Origin of the sequence: Halorientalis salina, assembly GCF_005049285.1 — an archaeon.
Taxonomy (GTDB): Archaea; Halobacteriota; Halobacteria; order Halobacteriales; family Haloarculaceae; genus Halorientalis; species Halorientalis salina.
This window is the reverse complement of the sequence record NZ_SOSC01000002.1, coordinates 23,123-46,870: the sequence shown is the minus strand read 5'-3', so window position 1 is coordinate 46,870 and position 23,748 is coordinate 23,123. Positions and strand designations below refer to the sequence as shown.

Annotated in this window: 24 protein-coding genes; 18 read left to right on the top strand and 6 right to left on the bottom strand. The window is 66.6% G+C overall.

Annotated features, from left to right (window positions below; genetic code table 11):
• The first annotated feature begins 86 nt into the window (after positions 1 to 86).
• The 5 genes from acs (at position 87) to E2481_RS04635 (ending at position 5,035) form a co-directional block, all read left to right on the top strand.
• Positions 87 to 2,072: an acetate--CoA ligase gene (gene acs / locus E2481_RS04655; RefSeq protein ID WP_136715973.1), complete on the top strand. Its 1,986-nt coding sequence runs from the start codon at positions 87 to 89 to the stop codon at positions 2,070 to 2,072.
• 69 nt (positions 2,073 to 2,141) lie between these two features.
• On the top strand, positions 2,142 to 2,633 hold the full coding sequence (locus E2481_RS04650) for a DUF4212 domain-containing protein (protein WP_136715972.1): 492 nt from the start codon (positions 2,142 to 2,144) through the stop codon (positions 2,631 to 2,633).
• Positions 2,633 to 4,261, top strand: coding sequence for a VC_2705 family sodium/solute symporter (locus tag E2481_RS04645; protein ID WP_136715971.1), 1,629 nt, complete (start codon positions 2,633 to 2,635; stop codon positions 4,259 to 4,261). Before E2481_RS04650 ends, E2481_RS04645 begins: the two co-directional genes overlap by 1 nt.
• 4 nt (positions 4,262 to 4,265) lie before the next feature.
• A complete protein-coding gene (locus E2481_RS04640; protein WP_136715970.1) occupies positions 4,266 to 4,751 on the top strand; it encodes a universal stress protein in 486 nt (161 codons plus the stop codon).
• 65 nt (positions 4,752 to 4,816) lie between these two features.
• Entirely contained in the window at positions 4,817 to 5,035 is a 219-nt protein-coding gene (locus E2481_RS04635; protein WP_136715969.1) for a hypothetical protein, read from the top strand.
• A 134-nt stretch (positions 5,036 to 5,169) separates the two neighbouring features.
• On the opposite strand, the gene E2481_RS04630 is transcribed toward E2481_RS04635, so the two are convergent.
• Positions 5,170 to 6,057 carry an isocitrate lyase/PEP mutase family protein gene (locus tag E2481_RS04630; protein ID WP_136715968.1) on the bottom strand — a complete coding sequence of 296 codons (888 nt, stop codon included), beginning with the start codon at positions 6,055 to 6,057 and terminating at the stop codon, positions 5,170 to 5,172.
• Positions 6,058 to 6,220: 163 nt separating this feature from the next.
• On the opposite strand from E2481_RS04630, the gene E2481_RS04625 reads away from it, so the two are divergent.
• From E2481_RS04625 to E2481_RS04610, 4 genes are all read left to right on the top strand, one after another.
• The gene (locus E2481_RS04625; protein ID WP_136715967.1) at positions 6,221 to 7,771 is read left to right on the top strand and encodes an acyl-CoA carboxylase subunit beta; all 1,551 of its coding nucleotides are present in this window, start codon (positions 6,221 to 6,223) and stop codon (positions 7,769 to 7,771) included.
• Between the two features lie 2 nt (positions 7,772 to 7,773).
• Positions 7,774 to 8,097 carry an acc operon protein gene (locus tag E2481_RS04620; RefSeq protein WP_136715966.1) on the top strand — a complete coding sequence of 108 codons (324 nt, stop codon included), beginning with the start codon at positions 7,774 to 7,776 and terminating at the stop codon, positions 8,095 to 8,097.
• A gap of 100 nt (positions 8,098 to 8,197) precedes the next feature.
• Positions 8,198 to 10,060 carry an acetyl-CoA carboxylase biotin carboxylase subunit gene (locus E2481_RS04615; RefSeq protein WP_136715965.1) on the top strand — a complete coding sequence of 621 codons (1,863 nt, stop codon included), beginning with the start codon at positions 8,198 to 8,200 and terminating at the stop codon, positions 10,058 to 10,060.
• A 115-nt stretch (positions 10,061 to 10,175) separates the two neighbouring features.
• Positions 10,176 to 11,507: a methyl-accepting chemotaxis protein gene (locus tag E2481_RS04610; RefSeq protein ID WP_136715964.1), complete on the top strand. Its 1,332-nt coding sequence runs from the start codon at positions 10,176 to 10,178 to the stop codon at positions 11,505 to 11,507.
• A 92-nt stretch (positions 11,508 to 11,599) separates the two neighbouring features.
• On the opposite strand, the gene E2481_RS04605 is transcribed toward E2481_RS04610, so the two are convergent.
• On the bottom strand, positions 11,600 to 12,040 hold the full coding sequence (locus E2481_RS04605; protein WP_136715963.1) for a MaoC/PaaZ C-terminal domain-containing protein: 441 nt from the start codon (positions 12,038 to 12,040) through the stop codon (positions 11,600 to 11,602).
• Positions 12,041 to 12,131: 91 nt separating this feature from the next.
• Here E2481_RS04605 and E2481_RS04600 point away from each other — a divergent pair, with 91 nt between their 5' ends.
• Positions 12,132 to 13,067 carry a biotin--[acetyl-CoA-carboxylase] ligase gene (locus tag E2481_RS04600; protein ID WP_136715962.1) on the top strand — a complete coding sequence of 312 codons (936 nt, stop codon included), beginning with the start codon at positions 12,132 to 12,134 and terminating at the stop codon, positions 13,065 to 13,067.
• Between the two features lie 4 nt (positions 13,068 to 13,071).
• Here the strand turns inward: E2481_RS04600 and E2481_RS04595 are convergent, their stop codons facing one another.
• The 3 genes from E2481_RS04595 to E2481_RS04585 are packed head-to-tail and all read right to left on the bottom strand — an operon-like array spanning position 13,072 to position 15,845.
• The gene (locus E2481_RS04595) at positions 13,072 to 13,536 is read right to left on the bottom strand and encodes a universal stress protein (RefSeq protein WP_370628381.1); all 465 of its coding nucleotides are present in this window, start codon (positions 13,534 to 13,536) and stop codon (positions 13,072 to 13,074) included.
• A gap of 54 nt (positions 13,537 to 13,590) precedes the next feature.
• Complete coding sequence (locus tag E2481_RS04590) at positions 13,591 to 14,616, bottom strand: amidohydrolase family protein (protein WP_136715961.1); 1,026 nt, start codon at positions 14,614 to 14,616, stop codon at positions 13,591 to 13,593.
• The gene (locus E2481_RS04585) at positions 14,613 to 15,845 is read right to left on the bottom strand and encodes an HD domain-containing protein (RefSeq protein WP_136715960.1); all 1,233 of its coding nucleotides are present in this window, start codon (positions 15,843 to 15,845) and stop codon (positions 14,613 to 14,615) included. Before E2481_RS04585 ends, E2481_RS04590 begins: the two co-directional genes overlap by 4 nt.
• Before the next feature lie 110 nt (positions 15,846 to 15,955).
• Between E2481_RS04585 and E2481_RS04580 the strand changes: the two genes are divergently transcribed.
• The 8 genes from E2481_RS04580 to asd all read left to right on the top strand — a co-directional run bounded on the left by E2481_RS04580 (position 15,956) and on the right by asd (position 21,816).
• On the top strand, positions 15,956 to 16,747 hold the full coding sequence (locus E2481_RS04580) for a DUF7537 family lipoprotein (protein WP_136715959.1): 792 nt from the start codon (positions 15,956 to 15,958) through the stop codon (positions 16,745 to 16,747).
• Between the two features lie 39 nt (positions 16,748 to 16,786).
• Positions 16,787 to 17,779 carry a 2-phospho-L-lactate transferase gene (gene cofD, locus E2481_RS04575; protein ID WP_136715958.1) on the top strand — a complete coding sequence of 331 codons (993 nt, stop codon included), beginning with the start codon at positions 16,787 to 16,789 and terminating at the stop codon, positions 17,777 to 17,779.
• A complete protein-coding gene (locus tag E2481_RS04570; protein WP_136715957.1) occupies positions 17,776 to 18,531 on the top strand; it encodes a tRNA-dihydrouridine synthase in 756 nt (251 codons plus the stop codon). The genes cofD and E2481_RS04570 overlap by 4 nt, the downstream gene beginning before the upstream one ends.
• Entirely contained in the window at positions 18,528 to 19,397 is an 870-nt protein-coding gene (locus E2481_RS04565) for a triphosphoribosyl-dephospho-CoA synthase (protein WP_136715956.1), read from the top strand. The genes E2481_RS04570 and E2481_RS04565 overlap by 4 nt, the downstream gene beginning before the upstream one ends.
• Positions 19,394 to 19,822, top strand: a complete 429-nt coding sequence (locus tag E2481_RS04560) for a hypothetical protein (RefSeq protein WP_136715955.1) — start codon at positions 19,394 to 19,396, stop codon at positions 19,820 to 19,822. Before E2481_RS04565 ends, E2481_RS04560 begins: the two co-directional genes overlap by 4 nt.
• A complete protein-coding gene (locus E2481_RS04555; protein ID WP_136715954.1) occupies positions 19,815 to 20,414 on the top strand; it encodes a DUF447 domain-containing protein in 600 nt (199 codons plus the stop codon). The genes E2481_RS04560 and E2481_RS04555 overlap by 8 nt, the downstream gene beginning before the upstream one ends.
• Positions 20,415 to 20,456: 42 nt before the next feature.
• Complete coding sequence (locus tag E2481_RS04550; RefSeq protein WP_136715953.1) at positions 20,457 to 20,648, top strand: 30S ribosomal protein S17e; 192 nt, start codon at positions 20,457 to 20,459, stop codon at positions 20,646 to 20,648.
• A 130-nt stretch (positions 20,649 to 20,778) separates the two neighbouring features.
• Positions 20,779 to 21,816 carry an aspartate-semialdehyde dehydrogenase gene (asd, locus tag E2481_RS04545; protein WP_136715952.1) on the top strand — a complete coding sequence of 346 codons (1,038 nt, stop codon included), beginning with the start codon at positions 20,779 to 20,781 and terminating at the stop codon, positions 21,814 to 21,816.
• A gap of 52 nt (positions 21,817 to 21,868) precedes the next feature.
• On the opposite strand, the gene E2481_RS04540 is transcribed toward asd, so the two are convergent.
• A complete protein-coding gene (locus E2481_RS04540) occupies positions 21,869 to 23,716 on the bottom strand; it encodes a bacteriohemerythrin (RefSeq protein ID WP_136715951.1) in 1,848 nt (615 codons plus the stop codon).
• Positions 23,717 to 23,748 lie beyond the last annotated feature (32 nt).

The following is a 23,748-nucleotide window of genomic DNA, read 5'->3' as shown; positions in this document are numbered from 1 at the left end:
TGGATATTGTGACTGTTCTGGCGCTCGTGGTTGTAATAATTAGAACCGTGGCTTAACATGGAAGTTGGAGACTATCATGACGAATCATGTCCAACCAAGGAGAGTCCGACAGTGAACTGGAGGCTCGATTACCGGAGGGTGAGTCGTTCGACCCGCCTGAGTCGTTCGTCGAGCAGGCGAACGTCTCCGACGAGGCCATCTACGAGGAGTTCGAGGAGAACTGGCCGGAGTGCTGGGAGCAGGCCGCAGACCTGCTCGACTGGCAGGAGTCCTACGATCAGGTACTCGACGACAGCGACGCCCCGTTCTACGAGTGGTTCGTAGACGGCAAGCTCAACGCGTCGGAAAACTGCCTCGATCGACACGTCGAGGACGGTCGCGGTGACGAGGCCGCGATCGAGTGGGTCGGCGAGCCGACCGACGAAACGCGCACGTACACGTACGAAGAACTACTGACCGAGGTAAACGAGTTCGCCGCCGCGCTCCGTGACATGGGCGTCGAGGAGGACGACGTGGTGACGATGTACATGCCGATGATCCCGGAACTGCCGGTCGCCATGCTGGCGTGTGCCCGCATCGGCGCGCCCCACTCGGTCGTGTTCGCCGGGTTCTCGGCCGACGCGCTCGCGACCCGGATGAACGGCTCCGACTCGGAGTATCTCGTCACCTGTGACGGCTACTATCGACGCGGCGACCCGCTCGACCACAAGGACAAGGCCGACCAGGGTCTCGACGGCGTCGAACACGAGACGACGACGGTCGTCGTCGACCGCCTGGGCGACGAACTCGACCACGACCTCGACGACGACCAGGTCGACTACGACGACCTCGTCGCCGACCACGAGGGCGAGGAAGTCGAACCGGTCACCCGGGACGCCGAGGACATGCTGTTCCTGATGTACACCTCGGGGACCACCGGTCAGCCCAAGGGCGTCAAACACACGACCGGCGGATACCTCTCCTACGCCGCCTGGACGAGCCAGGCGGTACTGGACGTCAAACCCGAGGACAACTACTGGTGCTCGGCCGACATCGGCTGGATCACCGGCCACTCCTACATCGTCTACGGGCCGCTCGCGCTCGGGACCACGACGGTCATGTACGAGGGGACGCCGGACTACCCGGACAAAGACCGGATGTGGGAAATCGTCGACGACTACGACGTGACCCAGCTGTACACGGCACCCACTGCGATCCGCGCGTTCATGAAGTGGGGCTCGCAGTACCCCGAACAACACGACCTGTCGAGCCTGCGCCTGCTCGGGACGGTCGGGGAACCGATCAATCCGCGCGCGTGGAAGTGGTACTACAAACACATCGGCGACGAGGAGTGTCCCGTGGTGGACACCTGGTGGCAGACCGAGACCGGCGGCATGATGGTGACGACGCTGCCGGGCGTCGGCGAGATGAAGCCGGGGTCGGCCGGCCCGCCGCTGCCGGGCATCAGCGCGAACGTCGTCGACATGAAGGGCGACGACGTCGAACCCGGCGAAGCCGGCTACCTCACGGTCGACAAGCCGTGGCCCGGGATGCTCCGAACGCTCTACAAGAACGACGAGCGGTTCATCAACGAGTACTGGGACGAGTACTCGGACCCCGAGGCCGACGAGTGGGTCTACTTCCCCGAGGACGGCGCGAAACTCGACGAGGACGGCTACATCACCGTCCTCGGTCGCGTCGACGACGTGATCAACGTTTCCGGCCACAGGCTCGGAACGATGGAACTCGAATCCGCGATCGTCGGCGTCGAAGGCGTCGCCGAAGCCGCCGTCGTCGGCGGTGACCACGACATCAAGGGCGAGGCCGTCTACGCCTACGTCATCACCGAGGACGGCTACGAAGAAAACGAGGAACTTCGGAGCCGTATCATCGACGGCGTCGAAGACGCCATCGGCCCGATCGCGCGACCGGAAGAAGTCATCTTCTCGCCGGAACTTCCCAAAACGCGCTCGGGCAAGATCATGCGACGTCTCCTCGAAGACATCGCGAACGAGGACGAACTCGGGAACACCAGCACGCTGCGTAACCCCGAGATCGTCGACGACATCGCGGGGAAAGTCGGAGAGGACTGAACGACACTCCACTTTTCGGCAGGCTTGACACCAACACACCGACAGACACCAAGACGACACAGCCAAACCATGACAGACAAAACCTCACACGAATCGACCGACGACACGGTAGTCGAGACCGATGGCGGCACCGCGAGCGACCCGAGCGGTTCCTCATCAGAAGTCCGTTCTGACGGCGGAACGGTCAGCGGGGCCGCACAGCGCCATCGCGACACCGACTATCTGGACAAGAAAGTGAACCTGCTGAAACCCAGCACGGCGTTCATGCGAGACCACCTGAAGCTAGTCTGGGGGAGTTTCCTCGTCTGGATCCTCACGACGTGGGGACCGGTCGTGGCGACGTACTTTGCCCCGAGCACGATGACCTCGATAACGGTCCTGGGCTTCCCGGCCCACTACTTCCTGGTGGCCTTCTTCGCGCCGACGAGTTCGCTCGTGCTGGCGGCCATCTACGCCCGCCAGCGGGACAAGCTAGACGAGAAGTACGGCATCAACACCAGCTCAGCCACCGAGGCGAGCAGTGCGGACGCGACGGCTGCTGACGGAGGTGTTGACCAGTAATGATCCCACTGCAAGCGGAAGCACTCAACATCTCGTTCAAGCCCCTCGGTGCGGCCATCGTCTTCCTGATGATGGCGTCGTTCCTCGCGATCGGCTACCTGTTCAGGGTCGCCGACACCGAGGGGATGTGGGTCGCCGGCCGTGGTATCGGGTACATCGAGAACGGGATGGCGATCGGCGCCAACTGGATGTCCGCCGCGTCGTATCTCGGACTGGCAGGGCTGATCGCCCTCGCCGGGTTCTACGGGCTGGCGTTCGTCATCGGCTGGACGACTGGCTACTTCGTTCTGCTGATCTTCCTGGCCGCGCAGATGCGTCGGTTCGGGAAGTACACCGCACCCGACTTCGTCGGGGACCGCTACAACTCCTCGACCGCACGCGCGATCGCCGCCTTGACGACGATCCTCATCGCGTACGTCTACTCGGTCGGACAGGCAAGCGGCATGGGCCTGGTCGGCCAGTACGTCTTCGGACTCGACTTCGTTCCGATGGTCATCGTGATGATGGCGATTACGGTCGGCTACCTCGCGCTCTCCGGGATGCTCGGTGCGACCAAAGGGATGGCCGTTCAGTACGTCATCCTCATCGTCGCGTTCCTGGTGGGCGTCTTCGCCGTGGGCTGGACCCATCAGGGAATGGTCCTGCCCCAGATTCAGTACGGGGCCATGATCAACGATCTCGGGAACCAGTTCTCCGAGCCGTTCGTCAACGCCTCGTTCTACCTCTGGGTCGCGACTGCCTTCTCCCTGATCTTCGGGACCTGCGGCCTCCCGCACGTCCTCGTGCGGTTCTACACCGTCGAGAACGAGCGGACCGCTCGCTGGTCGACCGTCTCCGGGCTGTTCTTCATCATGCTCCTGTACTGGTCGGCTCCCGCGATGGCCGCGCTCGGCGTCGACCTGTTCGCAGCGGACGCCGGCATCTCGGCGTCGGAGGTCTTCTCCGGGTCCAATGCCATGAGCGGTGCCGAAGGTGACGTCATCGTCGTGCTGGCGGCGCAGTTCGCTGCGCTCCCACAGTGGCTGGTCGGCTTCGTCGCGGCCGGTGCGATGGCCGCGGCGATCGCGACCACGGCCGGACTCTTTATCACGGCCTCTTCCGCGGTCGCACACGACATCTACACGGAACTCATCAACCCCGACGCGACCCAGCGCCAGCAGGTCATGCTCGGTCGCGCGACGATAGTCGGTATCGGTGCGCTCGTGACGTTTACCGCGCTCGACCCGCCGGCGCTCATCGGCGAACTGGTCGCACTCGCGTTCTCGCTGGCGGCCATCGTCCTGTTCCCGATGTTCTTCCTCGGTCTCTGGTGGGAGAACACGAACCGCCAGGGCGCACTCGCAGGGATGACGACCGGTCTCGTGATCTGGATCGCGGCGGTCGTCAACGACCTCATCATGCCGTTCAGCGACGTGTACGGCGAGTTCGTGCCGGCAATCGGCGCGGCACTCCCCGGCACCCCGATCGTGTTCGCGGTCACCATCGTCGTCTCGCTGATGACTGCCGAACCCGACGAGAAAACAAAGAAGATGGTTCGGCAGTGTCACAGCCCGGAGCCGATGGGCCAGCAACAGACTGCCGAAGACGTCGTGAGTACCGACGGGGGCCAGACCCCCGCGGACGACTGAGACAATGTACGATAACATCCTCGTTCCCACTGACGGGAGCAAGACGGCACGACACGCGGTCGACCAGGCGATCGACATCGCCTCGAAGTACGACGCGACCGTCCACGTCCTCTACGTCGTGGACGTCGACGCCACCAGCTACTCGCTGGGGACCGAACAGGTCGACCGGATCAGACAGGGCCACCTCGAAGACATGCCGGAAGTCAAGGAGGCCGCCGACGAAGCCACGAGCTACGTCGCGGACGCGGCAGCCGAACACGGCCTGACCGTCAAGGAGCACATCCGCGTCGGCGAGCCCGCACGCGCCATCCGAAAGTTCGTCGAGGACAGCGAGATCGACCTCATCGTCATGGGATCGCACGGCCGGTCCGGGCTCTCGCGTGTGGTGCTCGGCAGCGTCGCCGAGAAAGTACTCCGGCGGACCAGACTCCCAGTCCTCATCGTGGACGTCCACGGGGAGAGCGACGTCGACGAAGCAGAAGCGGAATAACGACACGCCCCTACCATTCCGAGCATGACCGACCCATTCACGCGACCGACCCGAGGTGATCGGCGATGAGCATCGTCGATACGATCACGGACCACGTCCGCGAGCACCGTTCGGGGATGTTCTCGGACCTCCTGTTCGCGGTCGTGTGGGTGACCATCGTCGAGTTGTTCTTCAACTTCGTCGACGGCCCGCAGTGGGCCTACTACATGTTCATGCTCGCTGGTATCGTCGCCTACTTCGGCTTCTTCTGGTCGCTGGAGCTGGCGAAAAACCAACAGCAGTAACTCGGACTTTTTCCAGTCGTCCCGACGGACCGTGAACTATCGCTGAGTCCGCTCGGACGCCGTCTTGGAATCAGGCCCCGAGCGGAGCGTCCGGCAGTGAGCGGTCGGTTCGGAACTGACCGACAGTAGTCGGATCACTCGTCGCTGTCGGCCGCTCCGTACCGCGCTTCCTGCTCGCGGACCCCCGGTGCGTCGACGACGGCCTCGAACCCCTCGAAGCCGACGCCGTCGACGCCCGCCGTCGTTCCCTCGGTCGCCAGCGTCTCGTAGGCCTCCTGCATCGCCGCTGTCGCCGCGAACAGCGCCGACAGCGGGTAGACGACGATGTCGAACCCCATGGCTTCGAGTTCGTCGGCGGGCAGGAACGGCGTCTTGCCGCCCTCGACCATGTTCGCGAAGGTGGGGACGTCGAAGGCGTCACCGATCCGTTCCAGTTCCGCGCGGGACTCCGGGGCCTCGACGAACACCACGTCTGCACCGGCGTCGACGTAGGCGTGCCCGCGCTCGATGGCCTCGTCGAGTCCGTGTCGCTCGCGGGCGTCGGTGCGGCCGACGATGACGAACTCCGAGTCCCGTTCCGCGCGCACGTCGGCGGCCGCCTGAACCCGGCGGACGTGTTCCTCGGTGTCGACGACGCGTTTCTCGTCCATGTGGCCGCACTTCTTGGGCCAGGCCTGGTCTTCGAGGATCACGCCGGCGACGCCCGCGTCGACACACTCGCCCATCGTCCGGCGCACGTTCAGGGCGCTTCCGTACCCGGTGTCCATGTCCGCGACCAGCGGCACGTCGACGCTGTCGGTGATTGCGTCGACGCGGTCGGTGTTTTCCGCCATCGTCAACAGCCCCATGTCCGGCATCCCGAGGGTCGTAGCTGCGATGCCGAACCCGGAGGTAAAGACGGCGTCGAACCCCGCCTGCTCGGCCAGTCGAGCCGAGAGGGCATCGAACACGCCAGGCAGTGCCAGGGTTTCGGATCCCGAAAGCAGCGAGCGAAGGCGTTCCGGGGGCGTCTGGTCGTTCATGAACCCGCATCCGACGGCCCGGACAAAAGTGTTGCCGGGTCGGTCGAGGCCGACGCCGTCGATAATGATCAAAAATGATCGAAACCGTTGTCATAAACCTTTTTCGCGCCGCTGTGTGTTCAACAGGCATGGACGGTTACTCGGTCGCTGGGTGTGATTCCCGATGACGATGGACGACCGCGTCGAGGAACTCAGGGAGAAGAAACGCAAGGCGGAACTGGGCGGCGGCGAGGAGCGCATCGAAGCCCAGCACGAACGCGGGAAGATGACCGCCCGCGAGCGCGTCGACTACTTCCTGGACGACGGCACGTTCAACGAGGTGGACACGCTCCGCGAACATCGCTCGCAGAACTTCGACATGGCCGACCGGGAGATGCCCGGCGACGGCGTCGTCACGGGCTACGGCGAGGTCGACGGCCGCAAGGTGTTCGTCTTCGCCCACGACTTCACCCAGATGGGCGGGTCGCTCGGCGAGGCGTTCGCCCAGAAGGTCTCGAAGATCATGGACAAGGCCATCGAAACCGGCTGTCCGATCATCGGCCTCAACGACTCGGCGGGCGCGCGCATCCAGGAAGGCATCGACTCGCTGGCCGGCTACGCCGACATCTTCCACCGAAACCAGCTCGCCTCCGGCGTCGTCCCGCAGATCTCGGCGATCATGGGTCCCTGCGCGGGCGGTGCGGTCTACTCGCCGGCCATCACGGACTTCATCTTCATGGTCGACGAGACGAGTCACATGTTCATCACCGGGCCGGACGTCATCGAGACGGTCACCGGTGAGGAGGTCGGCTTCGAGGAACTCGGGGGCGCGAAGACTCACGCCACCGAAAGCGGCGTCTCGCAGTTCACCCGCGCCGGCGAGGAGGAGGCCCTGGACGACATCAAGTACCTCCTCTCGTTCCTCCCCCAGAACAACGTCGAGGACCCGCCACGGGTCCAGCCCTGGGACGACCCGGAACGGGAACCCGACGACCTGATGGACATCGTGCCCGAACAGCCCCAGAAACCGTACGACATGCGCAACGTGATCGAGCGGATCGCCGACGAGAACTCCTTTTTCGAGGTGGCCGAGGAGTACGCCCGGAACCTCACCATGGGCTTTGCCCGTCTGGACGGCCACTCGGTCGGCATCGTCGGCAACAACCCGCACGTCAACGCCGGCACGCTCGACATCGATGCGTCGCTCAAGGGCGCGCGGTTCGTCCGGTTCTGTGACGCGTTCAACATCCCCATACTCACGTTCGTGGACGTGCCCGGCTTCATGCCCGGCACGGAACAGGAACACAACGGGATCATCAAACACGGCGCGAAGTTGCTGTACGCCTACTCGGAGGCGACGGTGCCGCTGCTGACGGTCATCACCCGGAAAGCCTACGGTGGGGCCTACGACGTGATGGCATCGAAGCACATCGACGCGGACGTGAACTACGCGTGGCCGACCGCCGAGATCGCCGTTATGGGGCCGAAAGGCGCGGTGAACGTGCTCTACGACGACGAACTCGAAGACGCCGAGGACGTCGAGGCCCGCCGACAGGAACTCATCGACGAGTACCGCGACGCCTTCGCGAACCCCTACACTGCAGCCGAACGGGGCTTCGTCGACGACGTGCTCGAACCACAGGAGACGCGCAAACGACTCATCACGGATCTGGAAGTCCTGCGCTCGAAGCGCAAGGACAACCCGGACCGCAAACACGGCAACATCCCACTGTAACCATGGCAGCCGATACCGACGCAGAGGCGACATCCGACGGCCCGACGCCCGATCAGGCGCTCGTGGCGGCGGTCTTCGAGGCCGTCCCGTCGGCGACGACGGACCAGGCCGCGGCCATCGCCGCCGCGATCAGCGCACACATGAACGACCGCCAGCGGGCCGCGGCGGCCGCGGCGGCCGAATCCGACTCTGAACCCGGCTGGGACGGCAAACAGTGGGCCTACGCCGGCCGCATTCAGGGGACGCTTCGACGGGACGGCGTTCGCGTCCGTCGGGACGCACCGACGGACGAGTGGACGGCCGCCGGCCGCGCCGACCGGATGTGAGGTCTCGCGCCGCTCTATAGTTTGTTCCAGGGGAGATCGCGTCGATTGCAAGCTTGCGGGTGCGCATACTTTTATGGGTCAACTCACGGTACAGGTCGGTATGTTCGACAAGGTGCTCGTCGCGAATCGGGGAGAGATCGCGGTCCGGGTGATGCGTGCCTGCGAGGAACTCGGCGTCGAGACGGTCGCTGTCTACAGCGAGGCCGACAAACACGGCGGCCACGTTCGCTACGCCGACGAGGCGTACAACGTCGGGCCGGCGCGCGCGGCCGACTCCTACCTCGACCACGAGGGTATCATCGAGGCGGCCCAGAAGGCCGACGCCGACGCGATCCACCCCGGCTACGGCTTCCTCGCCGAGAACGCCGACTTCGCGCGCAAGGTCGAGGACACCGACGGCGTCACGTGGATCGGCCCGGCCGGCGACGCGATGGAAGGGCTCGGCGAGAAGACCAAAGCCCGAAAGACGATGGAGGCAGCCGACGTCCCGATCGTTCCGGGGACGAATGACCCGGTCACCGACCCCGAGGAAGTCCGGGAGTTCGGCGAGGAACACGGTTTCCCCATCGCGATCAAGGCCGAAGGCGGCGGTGGCGGCCGCGGGATGAAGATCGTCCACGGCGAAGACGAGATCGAGGACCAACTCGAAAGCGCGAAACGAGAGGGCGAGGCCTACTTCGACAACGACTCGGTCTACTTAGAGCGGTTCCTGGAAGGCCCGCGCCACATCGAGGTCCAGATCATCGCCGACCATCACGGCAACGTCCGCCATCTGGGTGAACGCGACTGTTCCCTGCAGCGCCGCCACCAGAAGGTCATCGAGGAAGGGCCCAGTCCCGCGCTCAGCGACGAACTCCGCGAGGAGATCGGCGAGGCCGCGCGCCGCGGCGTGAAGGCGGCGGACTACTACAACGCGGGCACCGTCGAGTTCCTCGTCGAGGACGACCGCGACGACGGCGACGAGATCCTCGGCCCCGACACGAACTTCTACTTCCTCGAAGTGAACACGCGCATCCAGGTCGAGCACACCGTCACCGAGGAGATAACGGGCATCGACATCGTGAAGTGGCAACTCCGGGTCGCCGCGGGCGACGAACTCGGCTTCGAGCAGGAGGACGTCGACATAGACGGCCACGCCATGGAGTTCCGCATCAACGCCGAAAACGCGGCCGAGGACTTCGCGCCGGCGACCGGGGGCGAACTCGACGTGTACGACCCGCCGGGCGGCATCGGCGTCCGCCTGGACGACGCGCTCCGACAGGGCGACGAGCTGGTCACCGACTACGACTCGATGATCGCGAAACTCGTCGTCTCGGCGAGCACCCGCCAGGAGTGTATCGACCGCTCAAAGCGCGCGCTCCGGGAGTACGACATCGAGGGCATCCCGACGATCATCCCGTTCCACCGGTTGATGCTCACCGACGAGGAGTTCACCAGCGGACTCCACCACACGAAGTACCTCGACGACGAACTCGACCCGGAACGCATCGACGAGGCCCAGGAGAAGTGGGGCTCGACCGGGACGGAGTCCGAAGGCGGCGACGAGGACGAGGAAATCGTCGAGCGAGAGTTCACCGTCGAGGTCAACGGCAAACGCTTCCAGGTCGAACTCGAAGAGCGCGGCGCGCCGCCCATCCCGACGAGCGCGGGCAACGGTGGCGGCAGCCAGCCACAGCGCCCCGCCGGCGGGAACGGCGGCGGAGGCGGTGGTGGCAACAGCGGCGGCAGTTCCCAGGCCGCGACGGCCGAGGGCGAGACGGTCACCGCCGAGATGCAGGGGACGATCCTGGAGGTCGACGTCGAGGAGGGAGACGAGGTCGCCTCGGGCGACGTGATCTGCGTGCTCGAAGCCATGAAGATGGAAAACGACATCGTCGCCCCGCGGGGCGGCACCGTCGCCCAGGTCGCCATCTCCGAAGGCGAAAGCGTCGACATGGGCGACCTGCTTATCGTAATTGAATAACGGAGCCCGGTTAACACTCCGTCCAGAATCGGTCTATTTCGCTAACACGGGTAAGATTATCACCGATGATTGCAATCCGCGTAATTTAATTCCCGTGAACTCGCGACCCTGAGACATGGCTACAGGAGCGCAATCGTCGCCGCTCAGTCCGGATCCGGACGCGGACACCGACCGGGACGCCAGCGGCGAGTTCTGGCGGCAGGCGTTCGAATCGATGGTGGACAACATGGTCGACCCGACGTTCGTCGTGGACGCATCAGGAACGATAACGCACTGGAGCGACTCGATCGCCGACCGGTTCGGGGTGTCGGCCGAGGAGGCCGTCGGGGAGGACGCCTACGAGGTGTTCGGGACCGAGGGGGAAAGCGAGACCCTCGCCGAAGAGGTAATGCGCACGGGCGAAGCGATTCGCGAGGGCGAGGTCCGGTCGGCGTCGAACGTCGGCGGCGAGAAGAGCTACTCGCGGGTACAGGCGGTACCCGTCCGAGCGCCGGACGGCGAGGTCGTCGGTGCCGTCGAGTTCCTGAACCAGGTTTCGGAACTCGTCGAGCAACGCGAAGCGGTTCGGGACCTCCAGGAAGAGGTGTCCGATACCGTCAGCGAGTCGGTTTCGGAACTGCGGGACTCGGCCGACGAGGTCGCTGCCAAGTCCGACGACATCAGCGAGCACGCCGACGAGCAGGCGGCGAACTTATCGGAGGTCCAGAGCGAGGTCTCGGAGTTCAGCGCGACCGTCGAGGAGATCGCTGCCAGTGCGGACCAGGTGAGCGATCAGAGCGAGGAGACGAAAGCCAAGGCGGAGGCGTCGGTCGAGACCGCCCGCGAAACCATCGACCGCGTGGACACGCTCGCGGATTCGGCGGACAGCGTGGCCGATAACGCGCAGAACCTGAGCGAGCGCGTCGACGAGATCGACGAGATCGTCGAGGTGATCAACGACATCGCCGAGCAGACGAACATCCTCGCGCTCAACGCCTCCATCGAGGCCGCGCGGGCCGGGGAGGCCGGCGAGGGGTTCGCCGTCGTCGCCGACGAGGTCAAGCAGTTGGCGACCGAGTCCCAGGACCGCGCCGAGGAAGCGGAGTCGCTCATCCGGGAGGTCCAGGCGATGTCGACGGAGACGGCCGACAACATCACCGAGGCCAACAGGGAGATCCAGGCGACCGCCGAGGACCTCGAAGCCGTCATCGAGAACCAGAAGTCGATCCTCTCGTCGGTGACGGACACGAACCGCGGCGTCACCGAGATCGCGGAGACGACCGACGATCAGGCGGCCAGCGCCGAAGAGATCGCCAGCATGATCGACGAGATCGCCGAGACCGCCACCGACGTCGCCGACGACGTCGAGCGCATCGCCGACGCGAACCGGGATCAGCAGTCGAAAATCGAGTCCCTGAACGACGACGTCGTCCGTATCGACGACCGGATGCGGTCGGTCACCGACTGATACGGTTTGCTGTCGCTGTGTACCGCTACGACCGCCCGCAGTCGGGCGGTCGATGCGGAAACCTTCTACAGCATTCCGTATGACCCGATCGGTCACTCTCCGCCGCGCTCGACCACGAGGTCCGTCACCATCGTCATGACAGGCTCGCCGTCGACGTGTGCCGACAGTTCGTAGTCGACGTAACCGTGGCTGTCGGTGTGGTCGGGCGTCGTTTTCTCCAGTACCTCGCCCCTGGCGACGACGGTATCGCCGGGCCGGACCGGTTCGTGGAACTCGATCCGCTGGATGTAGCGCGCTCCCTTGTTGGCCACGTCGACGAGCCACTCGTCGACCCAGAGCCGCATGGCGATCCCGACCGTGTGCAGGCCGCTGGCGATGAGGCCGCCGTGGACCGACGCCTCGGCGGCGGCCTCGTCGACGTGCATCGGTTGCGGGTCCCACTGCTCGGCGAAGGAGACGATCTCCTCGCTCGTGACGGGCCATTCGCCGAACGTCGCGTCGTCGCCGACCGTGAGATCCTCGAAGTAACGCATACGTCACTGTTCGACCGTAATGAGAAAAGGGACAGGGGATCAGCCCGGACGACGCCGAGGTCTTTAGGGGCCTGCCGGTATCACGCAACGTATGCAGGAGACGCGCCACCGTGTTCTCGACGCACTGTCCGAGGGCCCCGTCTCGGGACCGGACCTCGCCGAGCGACTCGACATCTCGCGGGCGGCGATCTGGAAACACGTCGAAGCGCTCCGGGAGGACGGCTTCACGATCGAGAGCGGGGACGATGGCTACGAACTGACCGACGTCCCGGAGTTCGGCGGCCCCGCCGTCGAGTTCGGGCTGGACGCCCCCTTCACTATCGAGTACCACGACAGCATTCCCAGCACCAACAGTCGCGCTCGGGAACTGGCCGACGAGGGCGAATCCGACGTGGTCGTTCTCGCCGACGAACAGACCGGTGGCCGGGGCCGGCTGGACCGCGAGTGGTCCTCACCCAGCGGCGGGATCTGGCTTTCGGTTCTGTTCCGCCCGGAGGTCCCGCCCGCACAGACGCCCGTGTTCACCCTCGCCGCCGCGGTCGCGGTGACGCGGGCCGCCCGGGAGGCGGGCGTCGACGCGCGCATCAAGTGGCCCAACGACGTGCTCGTCCCGGACGGCGACGGCGAATCGTCGAAACTCGTGGGCATCCTCACCGAGATGGAAGGCGAGGCCGACAGGGTGTCCTGGGTCGTCGTCGGGATGGGTATCAACGCCAACGTCGACGCCGCTGAGCTGGTTCCGGACGCGACCAGCCTCCGGGAACAGGTCGGAGACGTTGACCGCCGGGTGTTCACCCAGCGGGTCCTCGAAGAGTTCGATGCACTGCGGGCCGACCCGGAAAGCGTCCTCCCGGCGTGGCGTGACCTCTCGGCGACGCTCGGACAGCGCGTCCGCGTCGAGACGCCGGGCGGCGACGTGGTCGGCGAGGCCGTCGACGTGGAGTTCCCCGGGTCGCTCATCGTGGACACGGAGGAGGAGCGGGTCCGGGTGACGGCTGGCGATTGCGAACACCTCCGACCGGTCTGAGCGATTACGGCTCTTCGACCGGTGTTCCGGGATCGGACACTCTGACGGTGAGGACCGGCACATCCGCCGTGCGGACGACGCGCTCGGCGACGCTGCCCAGCAAGAGCCGGTCGATGCCGCCCCGACCGTGAGTGCCCATGACGACGAGGTCGCAGTCGTCCTCGCGGGCGTGGTCGATGATCTCCCTGCTCGGGGACCCCTCCACGACGACCCCCTCGACCTGTGCGCGGTCGCCGACCAGCGTCTCCACTTCGTTGATCGCGTCCTGTCCGTCCTCGCGGAGCAGGTCCGAGACGCCCTCCCAGGAGGTCTCCATCGGGAGACTCGTGAAACTCGCCGTGTCGACCACGTAGAGCGCGTGGACGAGCGCGTCGTGTTCGGCCGCCAACTCCCCTGCGTGGTCGATGACGCGGTCCATTCCCACCGACCCGTCCGTCGGCAGGAGAATGCGCTCGTACATTGGTATCATCTAGCATAGTCGCCGCCCAGAAGCTTAACCGTTCGGTCCCGACCGAACTTCCGGTCAGTCCGGTTTCTCCAGCACGACCTCTTTGACGTCGCTGACGCCCGCCCGGCGAACGACGGCCCGGACGGGGTCTTTCACGCCGGCGAGGTTGTCCGAATCACCGTCGAGAACGAGCAGTTGCGCGTTCCGCCCGGGCTCGACGACGCCGCAGTTCAGGTCGGCGATGTCCGCGCCGTGGTGGGTCGCCATCTTCAGGACCTCCGTGGCGGAGAGGTCCGAGAACTTGGCAGTGAACTCCATCTCGCGAAACATCGAGGGGCTGTTCAGCATGACGTTGTCCGTCCCGAGCGCGACGGTCGTGTGGTCGGCCAGTTCGGCCACGTCCGGGAACCCCACGTCGGTGACGAGGTTCGACCGCGGACAGCAGACGATCGGCACCTCGTTGTCGGCGACCCGCTCCAGGTGGAGCGGTTCGGTGTGGACCATGTGGACGAGGAAGTCCGGGTCGAGGTCGAGCGCCGGGTTCACGTCGTGGCTGTCGCGCTCGCCGGCGTGGATGCCGAACAGTTTGCCCGCGTCCCTGGTCACCGTTCGCTCGTGCCCGAACTCGCCGTCACGAGCACCGCTGGCACCGAACCCCTCGGCGGCCTCCATCGCGTCGACGGTCTCCCGGCCGAGGACGACCGGGTCGATCGAAAGCGGCGCGGCCGCGTCCCGGATGGCCTCGACGCCCTCGACGCCGCCCTCGCGGAACTCGATGCAACTCGCGGTGCCGCTCTGTTCCATGAACTGCAGCGAGCGCCGCATCGCCAGGACCGATTCCTCGCGGCTGGCCTCCCGGAGCAGTTGGTGTTTCAGCCCGTCGGGGGGCGCGACGAGTTCGTCGAGGCTCAGTCCCCCGCCGGCCTCCTTGGCGATGGAGTCACCGATGTGGGTGTGGGCGTTGACGAAGGCCGGGAGGATGATGTCGTCGCTGCGAGCCTGTGTCTCCTCGACCGCCGTGATCTCCCCGTCCTCGACGACGACCCGTCCCTCGACCGGGATGAAGTCGTGGCCGCGCAGGACCGTCCCTTCCAGAATCATGGTTCACCCTCGAAATCGTCGAGTGTCGTGTGGACGCCGGGTCGCGTCTCGTTGACCAGGGCCCCGTCGATGTCGAGGCCGAGCACTCGACTGGCGGCGTGGCCGACCCGTTCGCTCACCGCCTCGGGGGCGTAGACGCCGAGACGCCACTGGTCGTGCTGGACGGCCCGGAGCGCGCTCACGAGCGTCGACTGGTCGCCGAGCGAACGCACCTCGCCGTTGACCATCACGCGGCTGGTCGACTCTTTGATCTCCGGCCGGGGGGGCACGTCGACGATGACTTCCGAGGGGTCGACCTCGGCCTCGTCGGCGATGGCCCGCTCGTCGGCCCGGATGGCCTCGTGATCGCGGTCGAGCAGGTCCGCCGGCACGTCGGGCATCTCCGCCCAGACGGCCCGCTTGTAGAGGTCCCGGTAGCTCAGCCGCTGGGCCATCTCCTGAGTCTCGCCGCAGTTTCGGAGGGACACGATGAGGTCGTGGTCGTCCATCCGCCGCAGTTCCTCGGCGCTCGTGTCGGTCTCCTCGACGAGTCGCTCGCTGGCCCGCCGGAGCATGGTCTTGGAGATGCGGGCGGTGTGGTGACCGTAGACGGTGGGCGTCATCAGCGCGCGGGCGACGAGCAGGCTCTCGGCGGTCTGGACGTTCCCTTCCTGGAGGACGAGTTCGCCGTCGACGAACCGGAGTTCCCGGACGAGTCGCTCGTGGTCGATGGTGCCGTAGGGGACGCCAGTATGGTGGGCGTCCCGGACCAGGTAGTCCATCCGGTCGACGTCGAGTTCCCCAGAGACGAGTTGCCCGAGTTTGCCCTCGCCGGCGACGAGGTCGGCGACGCTGTCAGTGTTCAGGCCGTGCTCGGTCAGGACGCGTGCGACCTCGCCGTTTTCGAGGAGTTCGTGCACGTCGTCGTGCCATTTTCCGGTGTGGCGATGGACCACGTCCTCGATGTTGTGGCTGAAGGGGGCGTGCCCCACGTCGTGGAGCAGTGCGGCAGCGCGGACGCGTTCGGCCTGCTGGCCGGAGACGTTGAGGTGGCCCAGCGCCTCGTTGGCGAGGTGATAGACGCCGAGACTGTGCTCGAAGCGGGTGTGGTTGGCGGAGGGATAGACGAGCGTGACGGTGCCGAGCTGCCGTATGTGCCGGAGCCGCTGGACGGCCGGGGTGTCGATCAGGTCCCTGGCGACGCCCGTCACCGCGATGTGGTCGTGGACGCTGTCCTTGATGCTCTTCATTGCGAGCGGCTTCGAACCGACGGCACAAAAGGCTCTGTCTCTCCTCGGTGTCTGGTCGGCTCCGCCGATCCGAGTCGGTTCTTTCATATCGACTGACCGAATTCCTCCCGATGATGAACCGACGCACCGTCTCGGTCCTCCTGCTGGTCGCGCTCGCAACGCTTTCGGGCTGTGCCGGGCTGTTCGGCGGCGAACCCTCCCAGACGCCGACGAACGGGACGAACACGTCTGAACCGGTCCACGAACTGCCCCTCGATGGCAGCGGAGTGATCGACGCACACACCGCTGCGCTTGACGACGCCGAAACGTTCACCTACCGGCAGAACGCGACCGCCAGGCAACTGGGCAACCGGAGCGGCATCATCAACTACAAGAACGTGACCGCGCAGACGAACCTCGCCGAGGGGAGCCTGCGCTCCGAGCAGGAACTCGCGTTCCAGCCGTCTCGGGCCGCCTACGTCGACGGACAGGGGAACGCGTACATCCGACAGTCGGCCGGCGATAACGCCAGTTACCAGCGCTTCGACGGCGACGAAGCGGACACGACAACCTACCGGGACCCGGGGATCGCCGGGTATCTCGACGGGCTGAACTTCTCTGACGCCGGCACGGAGACCGTCGACGGGGTGACGGTCGACAGATACGAGGTCACCGACCCCAGCCAGGTGAACGCCTCGGCACACGACCCCGAGATACTCACCGCCGAGGGCATCGAGACTATCTCCGTGACCGTCGCCGTCGACCGCGACGGCGTCGTCCGATCGTTCGAGTACCACGTCACGGGCGAGAACGCGAACGGCGACCCGCTCGGCTACCACCTCTCGCTGCAGTACAGCGACGTCGGATCCACGACCGTCTCGGAACCTGCCTGGCTCTCCGAGGCGCGCAGCGCGACCGACTGAGGCGAAAGCGTTTCGTCGCTCGCTTCCGGACCCGTGAGTATGGTTACGTTCATCTCCGGGGGGACCGGGACGCCGAAACTCCTCCGGGGTGCCGGCGACGTGTTTCCCCCCGACGACACGACTGTCGTCGGGAACACGGGCGACGACGTGGAACTGGGTGGCCTGCTCGTCTGCCCGGACGTCGATACGGTGCTCTTTCTGGGCGGTGACGTCCTCGACCGCGAGACGTGGTGGGGCATCGAAGACGACCCGGCGACGACCTCCGAGGAACTCCACTCGCTCGCAGACGACGCGGGGCTGGAGGCCGGCCCCCGGTACCTCCCCGACGACCGCCAGACCGCCGGCCGTGACATCGCGCGCTGGCGGCGCTTCTCCGGCGTCGCCGAGTTCATGCACATCGGCGACCGCGACCGCGCGGTCCACATTACCCGAACGAGCCTCCTTGACGAGGGACACACGCTCACCGAGGTGACGCGGACGCTCGCAGACGCCTTCGACGTGCCCTGGACCGTCCTGCCGATGAGCGACGACCCCGTGGCGAGCATTATTCACACGCCCGAGGGTCCGATGCACTTCCAGGAGTTCTGGGTCGGCCACGACGGCGACCCGACCGTCGAGGACGTGGCGTTCCGTGGTGGAGCCGACGCGACTGCGACCGACGCCGTCCTGACCGCGCTCGACGACCCCGTCGTCGTCGGCCCGTCGAACCCCGTCACGAGCATCGGTCCGCTTCTCGCCGTCGAAGGCATCGAGGAAGCGCTTCGCGAGACGCCGGTCGTCGCCGTCTCGCCGTTCGTCGAGGATCGGGTGTTCTCCGGCCCGGCCGCGAAGCTGATGGACGCCGTGGGCTACGAGCCGTCGACGGCCGGCGTCGCCGAGGCCTACGACTTCGCCGACGCGTTCGTCCTGGACGAGGCCGACGGCACCGACCTCGACCGCCCGGTCGTCCGCACGGACACCAGCCTCGACACCGAAACCGACGCTGCCCGGGTCGCCCGCGCCACGGAGGACGCACTGGAGGCGATCCGGTGACGGTCGATTTCTCCCCGCGGGTGGCGCTCGCGAGTCTCAGCGGCGAGTCCGACGCCGAGTGGGCGCGGGACGGAGCCGAGTTCGCTGGAGCGGCGTTTCTGGGCGGTATCGCGCTCGACGAGCCAACCCGTGACGCGGCCCGGGATCTGGTGGCTCGCGACCGCACCGAGTTCCTGCCCGAGGACCCCATCGAGTTCATCGACCGGCAGCTGGCGTCGCTGGCAGATACCGACCTGCTGGCCGGGTTCAACGTCCGGACCACGAGTCTGGACCCGCTCGAAGCCGCCGCGCGGATCTGTCGCGAGCGGGATGCACTCATAGAGATCAACGCCCACTGCCGTCAGGAGGAGATGTGTGCGGCCGGTGCCGGGGAGACGCTGCTCCGCGAGACCGACCGGCTCTGCGAACAGGTCCGGACGGCCGCCCAAACGGGTGCGACGGTGAGCGTCAAGGTCCGGACGGAGGTCGAGGGCGTGGACCTCCCCGCGACCGCGCGTCGGCTGGACGAGGCCGGTGCGTCCGTGCTCCACGTCGACGCGATGGATTCGGAGGCGGTCATCGCTGACGTGGCGGCCGCGACCGACTGCTTCGTGATCGCGAACAACGAGGTCCGGGACCGCGAGAGCGTCCACGAGTACCTCGACCACGGGGCCGACGCGGTCAGCGTCGGCCGGCCGAGCGACGAGCCGGCGGTCCTCCGGCGAGTCGAAGCGGCCGCGACCGAGTGGCTCGCGGGGGAGGTCGACGCGTGAGCGACGAGCCGACGCGAGTCGACCCACCGCCGGAGCGGTCGGTGGTCCAGCACGCCGAACTGGCGCTCCTGCTGGAGGTGACCGGCACGCCGAAACCGGGCAACGTCGACCGTGAACACGATCTGGACGACCTCCGGTTCGAACACTTCATGGCCGGCGCGGTCGGGGCGCGTCCCGGACTCGAACTGGCTTCGGATGGGGAGCGCGTCGGTCGCGCCTTCGAGCGCGCCGTTGCCGGGATGAGTCGCCAGTCCGGCGGCAACACCCAGTTCGGCGCGTTGCTCGCGCTCGTCCCGCTGGTGGTCGCTGCCGCCGACGGGGACCTGACCGGCGAGCGTGCGACCGAGTTGGCCGCTGAGTCGACCGTCGCGGACGCCGCGGACTTCTACCGGGCCTTCGAGCACGTCGACGTGGCCGTCGACGACCCGCCCGCGGAGCTGGAACCGCTGGACGTTCGCCGCGGGGCCGACGCGGTACCGGTGCTGGAGGAGCGAGGACTGACGCTGTTCGACGTCATGGAGCGCAGCGTCGAGGTCGACGGCATCGCCCGGGAGTGGACCGGGGAGTTCGACCGCAGTTTCGCGGCGGCCGACCGGCTGCTCGAACTCGATGGCGCTGTTCCGGATCGGACGGCTCGCGTCTTCCTCGAACTGCTCGCCGACGAACCGGACACCTTCGTCGCGACCAAAGAGGGTCGGGCGACTGCGGAGGCGGCGACCGAACGGGCGAGGGAGGCGCTGGAGGGCGACGGCGACCCCTGGACGCTCGCCGACGAGTTCGTCGCGGAGGGCATCAATCCGGGGACGACCGCGGACCTGACCGCGGCGGCGCTGTTCGTCGCGCTCGAACGGGGGCTCGACGTGTGACCGGCGGGGACCGGCTCCGGACGACCGAGGATCGCGGGCCGCTGGCGATCGGTGCGGGCGTGACCGTCGCCGTCCTAGGGTACGCACTCGTCGCGCTGGCGACGGGGATCGAGCGGTCGGCGTCGCTGACGACCGTGCTGCGTCCCGGTGCGCTCGGGCTGTACGCCGGGGCGCTCGTCGCCGGCTGGCTCAACGGCGGGTCCCTCCGACGGAGCGCCGATACCGGCTTCCGGGCGGCGTTCGTCGGGACGACCGTGGCCCAGGGCGCGCTGTTCTTGCAGGCCGATGCGCCCGTTCACTTCCTCCTGCTCGGGCTGATGGGAACCGCCGTCGCGTACGCCGTCCCCGGTGCAGCGGTGGGGGCGGTCGGCGGCGCACTCCGGCGGCGACTCGAACGCGACCCGGAGGCGACGCTGGATGTCTGAGGATCGGACGCCCGACTGGCCGGTCGCGCTCAGGGGCGTCACCGAATCCATCGTTGCGACGCTGGGGCCGAACGACCGGTGGAACCTGGCTGCGCTGGGACTACACGCGCCCGAGAGCGACGAGCCGGTGACGGCGACCACCTGGGGGCGGACCCGGACCTGGCGGAACTTCCGCGAGCGGGGCGAGGGCTACGTTCAGTTCACCCGCGATCCGGTCGATTTCACCGAGGCCGCGCTGACGATCCGGGAGGAAGACGAGCCGGTCCTCGGGAGCGCGGATGCGTGGGCGCGTGTCGAGGTCATTGCGATCGACGAGGGTCGGGAGGACGACACCCAGTGGGTCGAGTGGGCGCTCGACCCGGTCGAGACGGGTGTCCAGTCCCGGACGGTGCCGACGACGAACCGGGGCTACTACGCGGTGATCGAGGCGACTGTGGCGGCCTCGCGGCTGGACGTGCCCGCCTACGACCGCGAGCGATTGCTCGATCGGCTGTCGTACTTCGAAACGGTCGTCGAGAAATGCGGCGCCGAGCGCGAGCGGGCGGCGTTCGAGCGGTTGCGCGACGCTATCGACGCCGACCTCGACCGGTGAAATCCGAACCCTTTTTCACCGTCACCGGGAGAAACAAAGCACATGGCAATCAAACCCGCATACGTCAAGAAGACCGGGACAATCCTGATGGAGCGCTATCCCAAGGCCTTCGGACACGACTTCGAGCACAACAAGGACGTCGTCGAGGAACTGACCGACATCGAGTCCAAGGGCGTCCGCAACCGCATCGCCGGCTACATCACCCGGAAAGAAGGCGCGCAGGTCCCGGCCTGACGCGAGGAGACCGCTGTTTTCGCCGTTCTCGTATCGACGATAGCCACGCCGCTGGCGCGCCCGCTCGCCCGCCGCCGCCCGCACGTATCCAAACCGTTTTGCATGGGGACCACTGACTCACCGGATACCAATGACAGTACGCGTAGGCGTTCTCGGCGCGACCGGCGCAGTCGGACAACGACTCATCCAGCTCATCGACCCGCACCCGGACTTCGAGCTCGCGGCACTGACCGCCAGCGAGGAAAGCGCGGGCAAATCGTATCGCGAGGCAGCCAAGTGGCGCGTCGAAACGCCGATCCCCGAGGACGTCGCCGAGATGACCGTCGTCGGCACCGACCCATCCGAGGTTCCCGACGACGTGGACCTCCTCTTCTCGTCGCTCCCCTCCAGTGTCGGCGAACAGGTCGAGCCCGAGTTCATGGAAGCGGGCTACGTGATGTCCTCGAACTCCTCGAACTTCCGGACCGACGACGACATTCCGCTGACAATCCCGGAGGTCAACCCGGACCACCTCGGCCTCATCGAGGTGCAGCGCGACGAGCGCGGCTGGGACGGGGCGATGATCAAGAACCCGAACTGCTCGACCATCACGATGGTCCCGCCGCTCGCGGCGCTCGACGAGGCGTTCGGGCTGACCGACGTGCGCGTCTCGACGCTGCAGGCAGTGTCGGGCGCGGGCTACGACGGCGTCACCTCGATGGAGATCATCGACAACGCCATCCCGCACATCGGCGGTGAAGAACAGAAGATGGAGACCGAGAGCCAGAAACTGCTGGGCGAATTCGACGGCGCGGCGGTCCAGTGGCACGAAGCCGACGTTGCGGCCTCGTGTAACCGCATCCCGACGCTGGACGGCCATCTCGAGAACGTCTGGACCGACACCGAAGCGGAGATCACCACCGAGGACGCCGCCGAGGCCATGCGCGAGTACGAGAGCATCGACCTGCCGTCTTCCCCCGATCCGCTCATCCACGTCTTCGAGGACCTCGATCGGCCCCAGCCCCGCCTCGACCGCATGCGGAAAAACGGCATGCAGGTCTCGACCGGCGGCCTCCGGGAGACGAGCGACGGCGTCCAGTTCAATTGCCTCGCGCACAACACGATGCGTGGCGCGGCCGGCGCGAGCCTGCTGAACGGCGAACTGCTGCTCGAAGAAGGCTACCTCTAACCCGGGTTCGAGACGACCGACGGCGCTTTTTGCCCGCTCGCCGACGAACCGATCAGACGCTACTCCCCAGCCGGAGGTACCCGTTGCCGTCGAATTCGCCGGACTGCCCGGTCACATACCAGTCGTCACGGAGCGCGTACGCAGTTGCGTCTTCGTCGAGGTAGCCGTCCATCACGTTCGGGCCGCGGATCAGGATCTCGCCGGCCTCGGAGCGCGCGAAGGCGGTGCCTGGCATGGGTCGGCCGACGGTTCCCGGCTCGAAGGAGTCGACCGGATTCAGCGCGCCGACGCCGGCCGTCTCGACCGGGCCGTACAGTTCACAGACAGGAATGCCGAATCCGCGGAAGAAATTCACGAGGTGGTCGTCGAGGCTGCCGACTCCCGAGAGGGCGTACGAGACCTGATCCAGGCCGAAGGTCTCGCGAAGCGGTCCGAAGACGACCCGCTGTGCTGCTTTGTACTTCAGCGGGGTCCCGCTCCCGTCGACGATGCCACGACCGTACGTGCTGACGCGCCCGGCGAGCTTGCGTTTCATCCAGCCCAGGTCGCTGATGCGGTCGTGGAGCGCGCCGTAGAGTTCCTGATAGGCCTTGGGCGTGCCGACGAGGACGTCCGGTCGGACGGCCTCGAACTGGTCGGGGAGCCCGTCGGGATCCATGACGGCGACGGCACCGCCGCTCGCCCAGAGGTAATACGTCGACACGCGCTGGTAGACGTGTGCGAGCGGCAGGAAACACGTCCCGGTGGCACCCGGGTCGAGCGGCAACGCCTCGGCCAGCGACGCGGTGGCCGAAAGGAGGTTCCGGTGTGTCAGCGCACACCCGCCCTCTTCGCCGGTAGTGCCGACGTCGAACACGATCGTGGCCACGTCGTCGACGCCGGCCTCGAAGCCCGGGAGCGCACGTGGTTCCTCCGTCGGGAGGTCCGCGATCTGGACGACCGACCCGGCGGCCTCCTCGACCTCGACGGCCGTCTCAACCTCGGAGACGAGGCCGTCCACGGCCGCCTCCTCGAGGAGTTCGACCGTTTGCTGGCTCTCGAACGACGGGTAGATCGGGACCGACACGAGCCCCGCCAACTGACAGGCCACGTCGACGACCATCCAGTCGTACCGGTTTTCCGCCACGATTGCGATGCGGTCTCCGGGTTTGAACCCCTCGGACAGGAGGCCGCCGGCGACCGCTCGCGCACGCTCGTAGAGTTCCGCGAACGTGCGCTCCTCGTACGTCTCGCCCTCGCGAACGAGCGCGGCCGTTCGGTCCCCTCGTGTTTCGGCGAGCGACTCGAACCAGGCCGCCATCGGCCCCTCCGGGACCGTGAGGTCGTCCCCCTCGTGGATCGGCCCCTCGACTGTGACGTCCGCTTCCGTCGCGGTTCGCTCGGCCTGCCGGTCCTCGCTGTCGGTCTGGCCGACGTCCCGGCGGTTCGCGTTCAACTGTCCGGGATTGTACTCGTAGTCGTCGACTTCCTCCCGGTAGTAGTCGCTGTAGTTCTGGTCCACGTCGCTGGCCGCGATGTGGGAGTCCAGCCAGTCGCGGACGAACGTCAGGACCTCCATCGTGATGTACTCGCCGTTCTCGTGTTTCTCCCGGAGTTCGCTCACCCGATCGGCGAACTTCTCGTGCATATCCCGGTGGTTGTAGAAACAGTCGGCACAGTCCATCGCGTAGCCACAGTCCTGCATGAACTCCTCTTCGTCGCCGAAGTGGTACTCGGTGTACCGCTCGAGTTCCCGGAGGATGTCGCCGACCTTCTCGTCGGAGTGACCCTCGTCCATCGCCGTATGCAGGTCGTTCAACAGTCCGAACAGACGCTTGTGTTGCTCGTCGAACCGCTCGATGTCGACGCTGTACCGCTCGTCGTCCCACTCCGCGAACGGCTCCTCCGACGATACGGGCATATGGATGCTTACGGTCGTTCTCTGAAAAGCGG

Bases quoted from the DNA above. Each gene is read 5' to 3' on its own strand.
- E2481_RS04590 (WP_136715961.1), bottom strand. From the start codon at position 14,616: ATGATTCTGGAAGGGACGGTCCTGCGCGGCCACGACTTCATCCCGGTC.
- E2481_RS04540 (WP_136715951.1), bottom strand. From the start codon at position 23,716: ATGCCCGTATCGTCGGAGGAGCCGTTCGCGGAGTGGGACGACGAGCGG.
- E2481_RS04585 (WP_136715960.1), bottom strand. From the start codon at position 15,845: ATGAAGAGCATCAAGGACAGCGTCCACGACCACATCGCGGTGACGGGC.
- cofD (WP_136715958.1), top strand. From the start codon at position 16,787: ATGGTTACGTTCATCTCCGGGGGGACCGGGACGCCGAAACTCCTCCGG.
- acs (WP_136715973.1), top strand. From the start codon at position 87: ATGTCCAACCAAGGAGAGTCCGACAGTGAACTGGAGGCTCGATTACCG.
- E2481_RS04605 (WP_136715963.1), bottom strand. From the start codon at position 12,040: ATGCGTTACTTCGAGGATCTCACGGTCGGCGACGACGCGACGTTCGGC.
- E2481_RS04650 (WP_136715972.1), top strand. From the start codon at position 2,142: ATGACAGACAAAACCTCACACGAATCGACCGACGACACGGTAGTCGAG.
- E2481_RS04640 (WP_136715970.1), top strand. From the start codon at position 4,266: ATGTACGATAACATCCTCGTTCCCACTGACGGGAGCAAGACGGCACGA.
- E2481_RS04625 (WP_136715967.1), top strand. From the start codon at position 6,221: ATGACGATGGACGACCGCGTCGAGGAACTCAGGGAGAAGAAACGCAAG.
- asd (WP_136715952.1), top strand. From the start codon at position 20,779: ATGACAGTACGCGTAGGCGTTCTCGGCGCGACCGGCGCAGTCGGACAA.
- E2481_RS04550 (WP_136715953.1), top strand. From the start codon at position 20,457: ATGGCAATCAAACCCGCATACGTCAAGAAGACCGGGACAATCCTGATG.
- E2481_RS04630 (WP_136715968.1), bottom strand. From the start codon at position 6,057: ATGAACGACCAGACGCCCCCGGAACGCCTTCGCTCGCTGCTTTCGGGA.
- E2481_RS04620 (WP_136715966.1), top strand. From the start codon at position 7,774: ATGGCAGCCGATACCGACGCAGAGGCGACATCCGACGGCCCGACGCCC.
- E2481_RS04615 (WP_136715965.1), top strand. From the start codon at position 8,198: ATGTTCGACAAGGTGCTCGTCGCGAATCGGGGAGAGATCGCGGTCCGG.
- E2481_RS04610 (WP_136715964.1), top strand. From the start codon at position 10,176: ATGGCTACAGGAGCGCAATCGTCGCCGCTCAGTCCGGATCCGGACGCG.
- E2481_RS04555 (WP_136715954.1), top strand. From the start codon at position 19,815: ATGTCTGAGGATCGGACGCCCGACTGGCCGGTCGCGCTCAGGGGCGTC.
- E2481_RS04600 (WP_136715962.1), top strand. From the start codon at position 12,132: ATGCAGGAGACGCGCCACCGTGTTCTCGACGCACTGTCCGAGGGCCCC.
- E2481_RS04580 (WP_136715959.1), top strand. From the start codon at position 15,956: ATGATGAACCGACGCACCGTCTCGGTCCTCCTGCTGGTCGCGCTCGCA.
- E2481_RS04645 (WP_136715971.1), top strand. From the start codon at position 2,633: ATGATCCCACTGCAAGCGGAAGCACTCAACATCTCGTTCAAGCCCCTC.
- E2481_RS04595 (WP_370628381.1), bottom strand. From the start codon at position 13,536: ATGATACCAATGTACGAGCGCATTCTCCTGCCGACGGACGGGTCGGTG.
- E2481_RS04635 (WP_136715969.1), top strand. From the start codon at position 4,817: ATGAGCATCGTCGATACGATCACGGACCACGTCCGCGAGCACCGTTCG.